The 13,056-nt window shown below is 66.6% G+C and carries 11 protein-coding genes; 1 reads left to right on the top strand and 10 read right to left on the bottom strand.

The features are described from left to right. Nucleotides 1-24 precede the first annotated feature (24 nt). Nucleotides 25-795, bottom strand: coding sequence for an SDR family oxidoreductase (locus C7R54_RS00605; protein WP_129148263.1), 771 nt, complete (start codon nt 793-795; stop codon nt 25-27). Between the two features lie 154 nt (nt 796-949). Here C7R54_RS00605 and C7R54_RS00600 point away from each other — a divergent pair, with 154 nt between their 5' ends. Beyond that, nucleotides 950-1,873, top strand: coding sequence for a LysR family transcriptional regulator (locus tag C7R54_RS00600; protein ID WP_129148262.1), 924 nt, complete (start codon nt 950-952; stop codon nt 1,871-1,873). A gap of 29 nt (nt 1,874-1,902) precedes the next feature. On the opposite strand, the gene C7R54_RS00595 is transcribed toward C7R54_RS00600, so the two are convergent. The 9 genes from C7R54_RS00595 to C7R54_RS00555 all read right to left on the bottom strand — a co-directional run bounded on the left by C7R54_RS00595 (nt 1,903) and on the right by C7R54_RS00555 (nt 13,009). Further along, entirely contained in the window at nt 1,903-2,769 is an 867-nt protein-coding gene (locus C7R54_RS00595) for a manganese catalase family protein (protein ID WP_129148261.1), read from the bottom strand. 265 nt (nt 2,770-3,034) lie between these two features. Next, nucleotides 3,035-3,292 carry a hypothetical protein gene (locus C7R54_RS00590; protein ID WP_129148260.1) on the bottom strand — a complete coding sequence of 86 codons (258 nt, stop codon included), beginning with the start codon at nt 3,290-3,292 and terminating at the stop codon, nt 3,035-3,037. A gap of 78 nt (nt 3,293-3,370) precedes the next feature. Then, the gene (locus tag C7R54_RS00585; protein WP_129148259.1) at nt 3,371-4,750 is read right to left on the bottom strand and encodes a cytochrome c; all 1,380 of its coding nucleotides are present in this window, start codon (nt 4,748-4,750) and stop codon (nt 3,371-3,373) included. Then, nucleotides 4,747-5,664, bottom strand: coding sequence for a cytochrome c oxidase assembly protein (locus C7R54_RS00580; RefSeq protein WP_240039332.1), 918 nt, complete (start codon nt 5,662-5,664; stop codon nt 4,747-4,749). The genes C7R54_RS00585 and C7R54_RS00580 overlap by 4 nt, the downstream gene beginning before the upstream one ends. Nucleotides 5,665-5,782: 118 nt before the next feature. Continuing rightward, nucleotides 5,783-6,418 (bottom strand): cytochrome c oxidase subunit 3, encoded by a 636-nt coding sequence (locus tag C7R54_RS00575; protein WP_129148257.1) that lies wholly within the window; start codon nt 6,416-6,418, stop codon nt 5,783-5,785. Then, nucleotides 6,415-8,352 (bottom strand): cytochrome c oxidase subunit I, encoded by a 1,938-nt coding sequence (gene ctaD, locus C7R54_RS00570; protein WP_129148256.1) that lies wholly within the window; start codon nt 8,350-8,352, stop codon nt 6,415-6,417. Before ctaD ends, C7R54_RS00575 begins: the two co-directional genes overlap by 4 nt. Beyond that, entirely contained in the window at nt 8,349-9,425 is a 1,077-nt protein-coding gene (gene coxB / locus C7R54_RS00565) for a cytochrome c oxidase subunit II (RefSeq protein WP_240039331.1), read from the bottom strand. The genes ctaD and coxB overlap by 4 nt, the downstream gene beginning before the upstream one ends. Then, nucleotides 9,422-11,710 (bottom strand): FdhF/YdeP family oxidoreductase, encoded by a 2,289-nt coding sequence (locus tag C7R54_RS00560; RefSeq protein ID WP_129148255.1) that lies wholly within the window; start codon nt 11,708-11,710, stop codon nt 9,422-9,424. Before C7R54_RS00560 ends, coxB begins: the two co-directional genes overlap by 4 nt. Before the next feature lie 129 nt (nt 11,711-11,839). After that, complete coding sequence (locus C7R54_RS00555; RefSeq protein WP_129148254.1) at nt 11,840-13,009, bottom strand: zinc-dependent alcohol dehydrogenase; 1,170 nt, start codon at nt 13,007-13,009, stop codon at nt 11,840-11,842. Between the last annotated feature and the right edge of the window lie 47 nt (nt 13,010-13,056).

Raw genomic sequence — 13,056 nt, 5'->3', positions numbered from 1 at the left:
CGCCGCGACGCGTCGGGCCGTATGTCACGCGCCGAAGCCGCCGTCTATCGTCAGGTTGGCGCCGGTGACGAAGCCCGCGTCCGGGCCGGCCAGGTAGGCCACCATGCCCGCGATTTCGTCTGGATGCGCATGGCGTTGCAGCGCCATCAAATCGTGCAGCGACTTGCCGAAATCGGCCTTCTCCGGATTCATGTCGGTGTCGGTCGGTCCGGGTTGCACATTGTTCACCGTGATGCGGCGCGGCCCCAGGTCGCGCGCCATGCCGCGTACCAGGCCCTGCAGGGCGGATTTGCTCATGGCATAGGCCGCGCCGCCAGGGAAGGGCATGCGGTCCCCATTGACGCTGCCGATGTTGACGATGCGCCCGCCGTCGTTCATCCGGGGCAGCGCCGCCTGCGATGCGACGAACACCGCGCGCACGTTCACATCCCAGGTCCGATCGAAGTCTTCCAGCGTGAACGTCTCGACGGATCCCAGCAGCAATACCCCCGCGTTATTGACGAGGATGTCGATGGGGCCATGGGCATCGGTCGCCATGGCCAGGGCGCGCCGCACCGCCGCCGGGTCGGCAGCGTCGGCCGCCAGCGCCAGCGCGCGGCCGCCTTCGGCGTCGACCGCCTTGGCGAGTGCTTGCGCCTGCTCGGGCGAGCCCCGATACGTGAAGGCCACGGCGGCGCCGTCGCGAGCCAGGCGCCTGACGATGGCCGCGCCGATGCCGCGGCTGCCGCCGGTGACGAACGCGGTCTTGCCGGCCAGGGGCAGGGCGGTGGAGGTGGAAGAGGATAGCGTGTTCATGATGTAGGACCTTTCAGGAAAGGAATGGGATGGATGTGAACGACGGATGCAGTATTCCCCGTTCTGCCCATTCCAAATAGTCATGAATGGGTTGTATGATTTTCAACTAATAGTTGAATATCAACTGGGACAATCAAATGGAACGGATGCGACCGTGGAAAGCCTGAACCTGCTGGACGCCTTCATCCGCAGCGCGCAGCTGGGAAGCTTCTCGGCGGCGGCGCGCAGCCTGGGCCTGACGCCAGCGGCGGTAAGCAAGAACGTGGCGCGGCTGGAAGAAGATCTGGGCTTGCGGCTGTTTCATCGCAGCACCCGCAAGCTGGCGCTGACGGGGGAGGGCGAGCAGTTCCTGGAGAACGCAGCCGGGCCCTATGCCAGCCTGCAGGATGCCTTCGCGCATGCCGCCCAGCGCGAAGGCAAGCCATCGGGCGTGCTGCGCCTGAGCGTGGGATTGGGGTTCGGCAACGAATACATCGTGCCCTTGCTGGGAGACTTCCTGGCGCGTTATCCAGGCATAGTGCCGGATTGGCATTTCGAGAACCGCGCGGTGGACCTGGTCGGCGAGGGTTACGACGCCGCGATCGCCGGCGGTATAGAACTGACCGAAGGGGTGATCGCCCGCAAGCTCGCCCCCATCTATGCCATCGTGGTGGCGTCGCCCGCATATATGGCCGGTCGCCCAGTGCCCCGGCATCCGGCCGACCTGGCGAACCTGGAGGGCATCGTGCGACGCTCGGGACCGACGGGACGCCTGCGCGCCCGCACCCTGCGTAATGCCGCGGGCCAGGAAGCGCCCGCGGAAGCCGGCATCCGCATGATCTTCGACGATCCGGAAGCCATGGCGCACGCGGCGATGCTGGGCTACGGCGTGGCGATACTGCCCACCCCGCACGCCGCGCGCTGGATTGCAAGCGGCGCCCTGGTCCGCCTGCTGCCGGAGTGGTATGCGGACCTGGGCCAGCTGTCGATCTACTATCCGAACAAGAGACTCGTCCCGCTGAAGACGCGCGCCTTCATCGATTTCGCGGTGGAAGCCTTTCGCAGGAAGCGCCTGGCGGCGCTGTTCGACCCGCGGTGACCTGGCCACCGCGGTAGTCCCGCTGGCGGTTACGAACCCCGGTCGGCGCTGGTTTCCGGGTCGCTTGCGAGATCGGACGCCGTGCGGGCCGCCATGCCTTGCACCGCCGCCAGCTCGTCCTTGTTCAGCTTGACGGTGGGAAGCCCGTCGCCGCCGTCGACGGCCATCTGCTCGTCGCGTTCCGAAATCACCTCGAAGGTCGACTCGTTGTTCCAGGGGCCCCGCAGGTCGCCTTCGCCCTGCGACATGTTGAAGTAGACGTTGGAGAATTTGGGATCGCCGGGCAGCTTGCCGGGCGGGAAGTTGGGCTCGATGGAGTACAGGGCTTTCTCGAAGGACTGCATGTGGGCGACTTCGCGCGTCATGAGGAAACCCAGGGCTTCCTTGACGCCGGGATCGTCCGTCACGTTGATCAGGCGTTCATAGATGATCTTCGCGCGCGCTTCCGCCGCGACGTTGGAACGCAGGTCGGCGCTGGGATCGCCGATGGTGTCGATATAGCCGGCGTTCCAGAGCTGGCCGCCCGAATTGGTCAGGGCGGGGCCGCCGCCGTAGAGAATCTGCGTTACATGCGAATCGTTGCCGGCGCCCTGCAGCGACCGATAAAGATCGGCTTCCTTCATGGTGGCCTCGGCGAGCTCGCCCTTGGCGCCCTTGTTCAGCATGGCCACCAGCGAGCCGATCACTTCCAGATGGCTCAGTTCCTCGGTGGCGATGTCGAACAGCATGTCCTTGCGGCCAGGGTCGTCCTCGGCGATAGCCTGGGTGAAATAGCGACAGGCGGCGGCCAATTCTCCCTGCGGCCCGCCGAATTGCTCAAGCAGTAGATTGGCCAGGCCCGGATTGGACTGGGCGACGCGTACGGTGTATTGCAGGCGTTTGTTGTGAGCGAACATCGTGGACTCCTGTGTAGGGTTCCGCCTAGTCGGAACGTGGCGGGGTAACGCAATTGCCGTTCCAGCGTGATGAAACCGAATGTGCATCCGCCATCCCGCAGCCTTGTCTTGAGGCATCCCCGCCCGCCGGAGGGCGGATTCCTCCGAAGAAACTTCAAACCATGGCGTATCCATGAGCGTCTTTTGCGCATCGGTACGCGACGACATGGGGGACAGTGGCGGCAGGGCGGGACCGTCATGGCGCAGGGCCGGGCCGGAATGCCGGTCACCCTTCCTTTTCGGGCAGCACGGAAGGCGTGTCGTCGCGAGGTCGGAACATGCCCCCCTCGTCGTCTTTCTCCGGATTGGGATTGCCGTCGAATTGCGTTGCCTTGCCGGATGCGGGGGATTCCTGCTCGCGCCGGTGGTCGCTGGCCTTGCCCAGGTCTTTCTGGACACGGTCGCCGATGTCGACCTGGTCCGTGCGCGAGGGTTCAGGCGCGGGTGTCTTGTCGACGGGTTCCGTCAGGTCGGGTTTGGTCATGGCAGGCCTCTTGGTGTGATGGGAAGCGACCAGGGACCGCAATCGCTATACCCATCACCCCATCACCGCCTTGCCGCCTCACCGCTTCCCCAGCGTCGAACGCAGCCCCATCACATCGTTCGTGGAGATCTCTCCCGCGTCGTTGCCCCACGACTCCCGCACATAGGTCAACACCTGGGCGATCTGCAAGTCCGTCAGCGTCGTGCCGAACGCCGGCATCTCTTGCGGCGGCGGCCCCGTCATCGTCTTCGGGGAGGTTGCGCCTTGCAGCACGATCCGCACCAGCGAGGTCGAGTCCGGCACGAGGACCGATGGATTGCCGGACAGCGCCGGAAAGACCCCCGGCACGCCGGCGCCGTCGGCGCCATGGCAACGGGCGCAGAATCCTTGGTAGACCGCCGCGCCGCCGGATTGGACGTCCAGCGTCCGGTTGCCTTCGGCCGCGAGCCGCTCGGTCCGGTGGCGCTGGTCGGGGTGGAAATGCGCATTGTCCTCGGCCGGCGGGAGCGCCTTCAGGTACGTGGCGATCGCCAGCAGGTCCTCGTCCGTAAGGTGTTGCGTGCTGCTCTGTATGGTCTCGCTCATGGCGCCATAGGCGACGTTGCCGCCGGCGTGGCCGGTTTTGAGGAAAGACACGATGTCTTCGCGGCGCATCCGGCGTATGCCCGCGGCATCGGTGTCGCGCAGGCTGGGCGCATACCAGTCATCGTTCACCTGCCCCGTCAGGAAGTCCGCGGAACGTTCGTCGTAGGCGAGCTCCTGGTATCCCACGCCGCGCGGCGTATGGCAGGCGCCGCAGTGCCCGACGACCTGCACCAGGTAGGCGCCGCGTAGCATTGCCGGGTCGGCCTGCTCCGGCGGCCGGAAAGCGGTTACGGGCGCGAATACGGCGCGCCAAAGGGTCAAGGTCCAGCGTTGGTTGAACGGGAAAGGCAGTTTCGTGGGGGCAGGCGTGGTCGCGACGGGTTCGACGCCCTGCATGAAGTAGGCGTACAGCGCGCGCATGTCTTCCTCCCGCATGCGACGGAAGGCGGTGTAGGGCATGGCGGGGTACAGGTTGTGCCCGTCGCGCGCGATGCCGTCGCGCAAAGCGCGGGAGAAGTCCTCGTAGGTATAGCGGCCTATGCCGTGGTCGGGGTCCGGCGTGATGTTGGTGCTTATGATGATGCCCAGGGGCGTCGTCATCTTGAAGCCGCCCGCGTAAGGCTGGCCACCGCCCCGTGCGGTATGGCAGCCGATGCAGTCCGCCGCCTTCGCCAGGTATTCCCCCCGCCTGGCCAGGTCTTCGATCGACGAAGCCGCGGGGATGGCGTGCTGCGCGCTTTCGCCGACGCCCCCGGTGATCCGCTCCGGCGTGTCCTTGCTGTCGGGCCACAGCGCCACCGCTCCGAGCAGGATCGCGGCGATGCAGGCGGCGACCACATGCCGCCGGGGGATGCCCTGGCGCCGGTCGTTCATGGAAACTCCTGGGGCAGTTCCTGGCCAGCCGTCGTGCCGGGGCGCGTCGTCCGGACGCCGTCGTGGACCGGCCGGGCGCTCCTGCGCAACAGCCAGCGCGAGGCCACGGCCAGTCCCGCCGCCAGGTAAGCCAGCCCGCCTGGCACCCACATGATGAGGCCGCCCAACTGCTGGTCCTGCACCGGATCGAGGCCCAGGGCGCTGGTGGGTTCGATATAGTCGGGGTACCACACCCCGGGCGCCAGGGTCAGCAGGGCGCCCAGCGCCGCGGTGTGGACCATGGTGGTGAACAACCCGAGCATGGCGTGGCCCGTACGGTTGCCCGCGGACGGCTGCGGGAAGGCGGTCCACCAGAAGAGCAGCGCGGTCGCGAGAAAACTGAAGTGTTGCAGGACATGGATGGCGGGATGTTCCAGCGCCGCCTGGAACAGGGTGGGGACGTGCCAGGCCCAGAGGGCCGTTGCGTGCAATATCCAGGCGCCCAGGGGCGCGCTCAAAGGACGCCAGACGGCGCGAAAGCGCCGCGCATGCAGCCAGCCGCCGATGGATCGACGAAGGCCCGGCGGCAGCGCCCACAGCCAGATGGCCAGCGGCCTGCCCAGCACCAGCAGTGGGGCCGCCACGATCATCAGCAACTCGTGTTGCAGCATGTGGGCAGAGAACAGCGCCGCGCTCAGGCCGTCCAACGGGGAAAGCAGCGCGGCCGCGAGCGCCAGCCAGCCGAGCGCGAAGGCCGCCAGGCGCTTGCGGCGCAGCGCGCGGCCCGGCGCCTGTTCGTCCTTGCGCGCCGTGCGGCGGGCCAGCCTGGCATAGCCCGCGAGATAGAGCAGCAGCGACAGCGCCATCAGCGCGACGATCCAGGGTTCGGCGGTCCAGGCGAGGAAGTCGGGTAGCGGGGCGTCGGACGCCAGCATGTGGGCCGACGCCGGCGGCGGCAGGGCGGCAAGGGCGGCAAGGGCGGCGCAGGCAGTTGCGCGGCGGATGGCCCAGGCGACCGCGCCGGCCCGCGCCCTCCGCCACGGCGAAGCGCGTTCAGAATCGAGGCGCGAGATAAATAACCGCATAGATCGGTATCCAGCTTGCAACGACGAAGTACCAATACACCGCGTTTTCGCTGACGTCCACGTGGCGTCGGCCTTCGAACGGGCCAGTGTGGAGCAGCACGGTAAGCACGGCAGAATCGATGGCGTCCGTCACGAGATGCGTGGTATGCAGGCCCAGCAGGAACCACAGGATGGACCCATAGGCATTGGACGACCAACTGATGTTCAAGTGCATGAACTCCAGCCATCGGATGGCCAGGAAGGCCAGGGTGAATGCCATGCATGCGTCCATCCAGCGCGCCGCCGCCCGCCGGTCGCAGCGTTCGGCGGCGGCCTTGGCAAGATGGGCGGGCCACAGGCTGGCGAGCAGGACCAGCGTGTTAACGGTGCCCCAGGTCAGGTCCGGCGGCTCCGCGCTGGTCGGCCATTGCGCCGCGAGACCGCGCAGGTAGAAATACGTGAGTACCGCCAGGGCGAACACCGTGCTCTCGATCAGCATCAGGCCGATGGTCGCCCACCAGATGATGCTGCGGTGGCCGAAACCGAAGCTGGGCAGGGTCCGCACATCGAGTGCGACAGCGTCGCCAGGCGGCTCGCCCGGCGGCGGAATGGAAGCCGCCTTCATGGGAATTGCTCCAGCGCGCGGGACCGCGCCGTCGACCTGCGCGTGGGCCAGAACCAGGCGATCATGGCCGCCGCCACGGGCACGGAGCACCAGACCACCGCCCAAGGCGTGAAGATGGATCCGATGAACAGCAGCGTGGTCGCCAGGGCGCTGACGAAAGGCCAGGCAGACGGTTCCGGAAATGCGACGCGCAGGTCTGGCCGGGCATCGGTCACCGTGGTGATGAGCACTTCGCGCGCGTCGACGGCCAGTCCGCTGACGCAGGACGGGGTGCGCGCCGGCTCCCATAGGGGGTTGTCGCCGTGGACGACCGGCACCACGTCGAAATTGTGGGGCGGAGGCGGGCTGGACGTGCTCCACTCCAGCGTTCCCGCGCGCCAGGGGTCGGGGCCTGCCAGCGCGCCGCGCCGGCGGCTCAGGAAGACATTGGCGAGAAAGGACAGCACGCCGGCGGCCAATATCCATGCGCCCGCGGTGGCGAGCAGGTTCATCCCGTCCCATCCCATGTCGCGCGGATAGGTCCACACCCGCCGCGGCATTCCTTGCAAGCCCAGCAGGTGCATGGGGAAGAAGGTCACATTGAAGCCGATGAAAAGGAGCCAGAAGTTCCACTTTCCCAGGCGTTCGCCCAGCATGCGGCCGGTGAACTTGGGAAACCAGTAATAGAAGGCGCCGAATAGCGGGAATACCGCGCCGCCGATGAGCACGTAATGAAGATGGGCGACCACGAAATAGGTATCGTGCACTTGCAGGTCCAGCGACACCGATCCCAGCATGACGCCGGTCAGCCCGCCCAGGACCAGGATGAAGAAGAAGCCCAGCATGAACAGCAGGGGCGTTCTCCATTGCAGCCGGCCGGTCCACAAGGTGGCGATCCAGCAGAAAATCTGAAGGCCCGACGGAATGGCGATGGCCAGGCTGGACGCGGTGAAGAAACTCTTGCCCACCTGCGGCAGGCTGGTCGCGTACATGTGGTGGACCCAAAGGCCGAATGCGAGGAACGCCGTCGCGAGCAAGGCCAGCACCATGGCGGGGTAGCCGAAGATGGGCCGCCGCGCGAACGTGGGGATGATGGAAGAAATGAATCCCAGCGGCGGCAGGAAGATGAGGTAGACCTCGGGATGGCCGAAGAACCAGAACAGGTGCTGCCATAGCAGCACGTCGCCGCCTCGCGTCGGATTGAAGAAGTGCGTGCCGACCAGCCTGTCCAGGATCAGCGCCGTGCTGCTGACCATGACGGCCGGCATGGCGAACAGCACCATGAACTGGGTCACCAGTGTCGCCCAGACGAACAGGGGCATGCGGCGCAGGGTCATGCCCGGCGCGCGCATCTTGAAGATGGTGACGATCAGGACGATGGCCTCCAGCAGCGCGGCCAGTTCGGTGAACGTGATCATCTGGGCCCAGATGTCGGCGCCCTTGCCGGGCGAGTAATTGATACTGGCCAGCGGGACGTAGGAAAACCAGCCGGCGGCCGGCCCGGCGCCCACCGCATAGGCGCCGAACAGCAGCAGGCCGCCACACAGGAACACCCAGTACGCATAGGCGTTCATGCGGGGGAAGGCAACGCTGCGCGCGCCTATCATCAAGGGCACGAGGTAGGTGGCGACGGCCTGCATGACCGGCACGGCGAAGAGGAACATCATGGTCGTGCCGTGCATGGAAAACAGCTGGTTGTACGCTTCAGGGCCCACCAGGTTCTTCTCCGGGCCGGCCAGTTGCGTGCGCATGGCCAGGGCCAGCAGGCCGCCCAGGAGGAAGAAAGCCATGGTGGTCGCCATGAAGCGCCGGCTGACGGTCTTGTGGTTGATCGCGCAGACGATGCCGCGCCATCCCGGCGGATCGCTCCAGGTCTCGGCCAGGCGCCGGACGTGATCGGCCGGGGCGCGCGGCCCATCGACAAGGCGGTCGTCGGCCGGGGCTTGCGCGCTCATCGTAGCGACTCCAGGTAGCTGACCAGGCTTTCGGCATCCTGCCTGCTCAAGGGTGTGGCCGGCATTGCGGTGCCCGGCTTGATCGCATACGGGTTGCTTATCCACTTCAGCAACTGGTCGCGGGTATTGGCTACCGTGCCGGCGGCCAGCATGGGCCGATCGGCGAGATGCGTGAGGTCGGGGCCCACGGTGCCCGCGGCCTGCGTACCCGCCACGGTATGGCAGGAAGCGCAGGCGTGCTCGACAAACAGGCGTTGGCCCCGTTGCAGTGCCTGATCCTGCACGGGCGCGGCGGGCTGGCGGCGCCGTTGGCGCCAGGCCTCGTAGTCCGCCGGCGTGTCGGCCGTCAGGAAGAAGGCCATGAGCGCATGCTCGGACCCGCAGAATTCGGCGCATTGGCCGCGATAGGCGCCTGGCTGGTCCGCGCGCAGTTCCAGGGTGGCGTCGCGGCCGGGAATCATGTCTTTCTTGCCGTGCAGGTTGGGCACCCAGAACGTGTGGATCACGTCCGGGGACTTCAGGTCGATGATCACCGGCCGCCCGACCGGGACATGCATTTCATTGGCGGTGACGAATTCCGTATTGCCCTGGTCGTCCTGGTAGCGCATTTCCCACCACCATTGATGCCCGACGACCTGTATGCGCACGGCGTCGGCGACAGGCAGTTTCGAGAGCGCGCGGTCGGTATAAATGTCCACGGTGACCAGGCCGATCAGGGCGAGGACGGAAACGATGGTCGCGATACGCACTGCGCGCGTGGGGCCGCTGTCGTCCTGGACACTGGGCGTGGCAGGGAGAGGGCGCGCATCGCGCGCGCCGCGGGCATTGCGCGTCGACCGCCATAGCGCCACGATCAGGGCCAGGAGGACCAGCGCGAAGGTCACCGTGCAGACCCACAAGGTGAGGTTCCACAGGTGGGCGATGCGTGCCGCCTGGATACCCGCCGGCGCCAGCGCGCTCTGGTTGTCCGCGGCGGCTGCCGCCGCGGCGTAGCCGGCGCAGGCCAGGCTGGCCATCGCGGCCTGCCCCGGCGGCAGCCGCCGTGGCCACAGCCGGTTTGTTCGCGTATTCATGCCTGCTTGCGCAGCGTGATCGGAATGGACTTGGCCGCCGGGACCTTGCTCTCCTTGGCATGGTGCCAAAGGGGAATCAGGGGGTTGCACTCCGGGTAATACGACCACGCGCAGCCGGCCGGGATATCGAAGGAGCGGACTTCCAGGCCGGCGACTTCGCGTTCATGGCCATCATGCGCCACCGTGGATGCGATGACCTTGTCGTTCTCCCGCAGCCCCAGCCGCACCATGTCGTCGGGGTTGAGCATGATGACCTTGCGCGTGCCCTTGATGCCGCGGAAACGATCGTCCAGGGCATAGATGGTGGTGTTGAACTGGTTGTCGCCGCGCGTGGTCATCAAGCGCAGCACGCGGCCGTCGTGCTCGGGCATGTCGGCGTCCTCGTCATACGTCTCGGGGACGATGAAATTGGCCTTGCCGGTTTCCGTGTTCCATTTGCGTTCACAGGCGCCGAGCGGACGATGGAAGCCGCCCGGATTCCACATGCGCGTGTTGAGGTCCTTGAAGATCTCCGGATAGGTCGCCTCGATGGCGTCGCGCACGCGGCCATAGTCCGCCACCCAGCCGTCCCAGTCCACCGTGCCGCGGTCGCCCACCGTGGCTTTCGCGATGCCGGCCACGATGGCCGGCTCCGAGAGCAGACGGTCGCTGGGCGGCTCGTTGCGTCCGCGGGAACCGTGGAAGCAGCCCGTGCTGTCTTCCATCGACACCGCCTGGTCGCCCGTGGCCTGGCGGTCGATGTCGATGCGGCTCAGGCAAGGCAGCAGATAGGCGACGCGTCCGTGCAGCAGATGGCTGCGGTTGAGCTTGGTGGCCACGGCGACGGTCAGGTCCAGGGTCGACCACGCCGGCTCCATGCGGGTGTGGTCCGGCGTGGCACGGGCGAAGTTGCCGCCCAGGCCGATGAAGGCCTTCACCCGGCCATCCAGGATGCCTTCGCAGGCCTCGATGGTGTTCATGCCTTTCTTGGACGGGGGATCGAAGTGATAGAGCGACTTCAGTTTTTCGGCCGGCACCTTGTCGGGTTTCTCGGTGATGCCGACGGTGCGTTGTCCTTGCACGTTCGAATGCCCGCGGATGGGACATACGCCGGCGCCAGGCTTGCCGATATTGCCCCGGAGCAGCAGCAGGTTGGTGATCATCTGCACGTTCTGCACGCCGTTGCGATGCTGGGTCAGTCCCATCCCATAAAGCACCATCGCGGCCTTGGCCTGCGCATAGGCGCGGCCCGCGGATTCCAGCGCCGCGCGCGACAGCCCTGCGTGACGCTCTATCTGGTCCCACGACGCGCCGCGCATGGCCTGCGCGAACGCTTCGTAGCCGTGGGTGTGCTCGGCGATGAACGCATGGTCCAGCACGGCCGGGCCGCCTTGCGCCCGCGCGCGGTCGTCCTCTTCGATCAGGTACTTGCACAGCCCCGTCAACGCGGCCGTGTCGCCGCCCACCTTGACCTGGTGATACTGAGTGCTGATCACGGTTTTCCTGCCCGTCAGCATGTCCGCCGGCGCCTGCGGATTACGGAAGGCGACCAGGCCGGGCTCGCGCAGGGGATTGAAGGTGATGATGGGCACGTCTCGCTGCTCGCGCGCGTCCTGCAGCTGGTGGAGCATGCGGGGCGCATTGGTGCCGGTGTTGTGGCCGAAGAAGAGCATGCAGTCGGTATGCTGGAAATCCTCCAGCGTGACGGTGCCCACGGGGACGCCTATGGTCTTGGGCAAGCCGACGGACGTGCTCTCGTGGCACATGTTCGAACTGTCGGGCAGGTTGTTGGTGCCGTACAGCCGCGCGAAAAGCGCATACATGTAGGAGGTTTCCAGCGACGCGCGGCCCGAGGTGTAGAACACCACGGAATCCGGCTGCAATCGGCGCAGGCGCGCGCCGATATCCTCGAAGGCCTCCTGCCAGCTGGTTTCCTCGTACTTGTCGGTAGCGGGATTCCAGCGCATGGGCGCGGTAAGCCGACCGATCTTCTCCAGGTCGTGGTCGCTCCAGTCGAGCAGCTGGGTACAGGTGTGGGCCGCGAAGAAATTCGGCGGCGCCGTCTTGGTGGTGACGTCCCAGGCCGTGGCTTTCGCGCCGTTTTCGCAGAATTCCAGTGGATGCGGATGCGCGGGCTTGGCCCACGAGCAGCTGACGCACATATAGCCGTCGGGCTTGTTCTGATGAGTAAGAAGCGCGGAGCCATGCAGAAGGACGTGTTCCTTCGCCAGGCTGCCGGCGACGGCCTTGGCGGAACCCCAGCCGCCGACGGCGTTGCTGGGGGTAGTCTTGGGCTGGGCGCTCATTTCGGGCTCGCTTTAGAGGTATAGTCCAGCCGCCCGGGGGAGCGGCTGTCGTGGCAATGGTCGTGCCAACGGTCGTGCAACCGTGCTTAGGCGGACCCGGCAAAGCAAACGTTATGCCCGGCCGCCACGTCAAGGCGTGAGCACGACCTTGATACACCCGTCGTCCTTGTCGCGGAACGTCTTGTACAGCGCCGGACCCTCTTCCAGCTTGGCCCGATGGGTGATGACGAAGGAGGGGTCGATCTGCCCGTCGGCGATGCGCGCGAGCAGGTCGTCGGTCCAGCGCCGCACATGCGTCTGGCCCATGCGCCACGTCAGGCCCTTGTTCATCGCCGCGCCGAAGGGAATCTTGTCGATCATTCCGCCGTAGACCCCGGGTATGGACAGGGTGCCCGCGGGGCGGCAGACGTAGATCATCTCGCGCAGCACATGCGGCCGGTCGGTTTCCAGCATGACGGCCTGCTTGGCGCGGTCCAGCATGGAATCCATGGACCGGCTGGCGTGCGACTCCATCCCGACGGCGTCGATGCACTTTTCCGGACCTTTCCCTTGCGTCAGGTCGCGCAGGCGGTCCAGTACGCTTTCCTCATCGAAATTGATGGTCAGGGCTCCCGCCGCCCGCGCCATGGCCAGGCGCTCCGGCACCCGGTCTATCACCACCACCTGGCGCGCGCCCAGCAGCAGGGCGCTGCGGATCGTCATCTGGCCGACGGGGCCCGCGCCCCAGATCGCCACCGTATCGGTGGGCTGGATATCGCACTGCACCGCCGCCTGCCATCCCGTCGGGAAGATGTCGCCGAGGAACAGGACCTGCTCATCGCTCAGTCCTTCCGGGACCTTGACGTGCGTGGTGTCGGCGTAAGGCACGCGGACGTACTCCGCCTGGCCGCCGGCATAGCCCCCCGTCAGGTGGCTATAGCCGAACAGTCCCGCCGTGGTGTGGCCGAACACCTTCGCGGCTTCGTCGGCATTGCGGTTGGTGCGCTCGCAGACCGAGAAATTGCCGGCCCGGCATTGGTCGCATTCGCCGCAGGTGATGGTGAAGGGGACGACCACGCGGTCGCCCTTGCGCAAGGTCCGCACTTCCTTGCCTGTCTCCACCACCTCGCCCATGAACTCGTGGCCCATGATGTCTCCATGCTTCATGCCGGGCATGAAGCCATCGAAGAGGTGGAGGTCCGAGCCGCAGATCGCGCAGGCCGATACCCGCACGATCGCGTCGCGGGGTTGTTCGATGCCGGGATCCTCGACGTTATCGCAGCGGATATCTTTCTTGCCGTGCCAGCGCAGTGCTCTCATGGAATGCTCCTCGGTCGTCGCGGCGCCGTGATGGCGCGCGCGGACCG

This window comes from Achromobacter aloeverae (assembly GCF_004121055.1).
Taxonomy (GTDB): Bacteria; Pseudomonadota; Gammaproteobacteria; order Burkholderiales; family Burkholderiaceae_B; genus Bordetella_C; species Bordetella_C aloeverae.
The sequence above is the reverse complement of the archived record's forward strand: the minus strand, read 5'-3'. Positions and strand labels throughout refer to the sequence as shown.

Excerpts from the sequence above, each read along its gene's own strand:
- C7R54_RS00605 (WP_129148263.1), bottom strand. The coding sequence starts at position 795 with ATGAACACGCTATCCTCTTCCACCTCCACCGCCCTGCCCCTGGCCGGC.
- C7R54_RS00595 (WP_129148261.1), bottom strand. The coding sequence starts at position 2,769 with ATGTTCGCTCACAACAAACGCCTGCAATACACCGTACGCGTCGCCCAG.
- C7R54_RS00590 (WP_129148260.1), bottom strand. The coding sequence starts at position 3,292 with ATGACCAAACCCGACCTGACGGAACCCGTCGACAAGACACCCGCGCCT.
- C7R54_RS00585 (WP_129148259.1), bottom strand. The coding sequence starts at position 4,750 with ATGAACGACCGGCGCCAGGGCATCCCCCGGCGGCATGTGGTCGCCGCC.
- C7R54_RS00580 (WP_240039332.1), bottom strand. The coding sequence starts at position 5,664 with ATGCTGGCGTCCGACGCCCCGCTACCCGACTTCCTCGCCTGGACCGCC.
- C7R54_RS00575 (WP_129148257.1), bottom strand. The coding sequence starts at position 6,418 with ATGAAGGCGGCTTCCATTCCGCCGCCGGGCGAGCCGCCTGGCGACGCT.
- ctaD (WP_129148256.1), bottom strand. The coding sequence starts at position 8,352 with ATGAGCGCGCAAGCCCCGGCCGACGACCGCCTTGTCGATGGGCCGCGC.
- coxB (WP_240039331.1), bottom strand. The coding sequence starts at position 9,425 with ATGAATACGCGAACAAACCGGCTGTGGCCACGGCGGCTGCCGCCGGGG.
- C7R54_RS00560 (WP_129148255.1), bottom strand. The coding sequence starts at position 11,710 with ATGAGCGCCCAGCCCAAGACTACCCCCAGCAACGCCGTCGGCGGCTGG.
- C7R54_RS00555 (WP_129148254.1), bottom strand. The coding sequence starts at position 13,009 with ATGAGAGCACTGCGCTGGCACGGCAAGAAAGATATCCGCTGCGATAAC.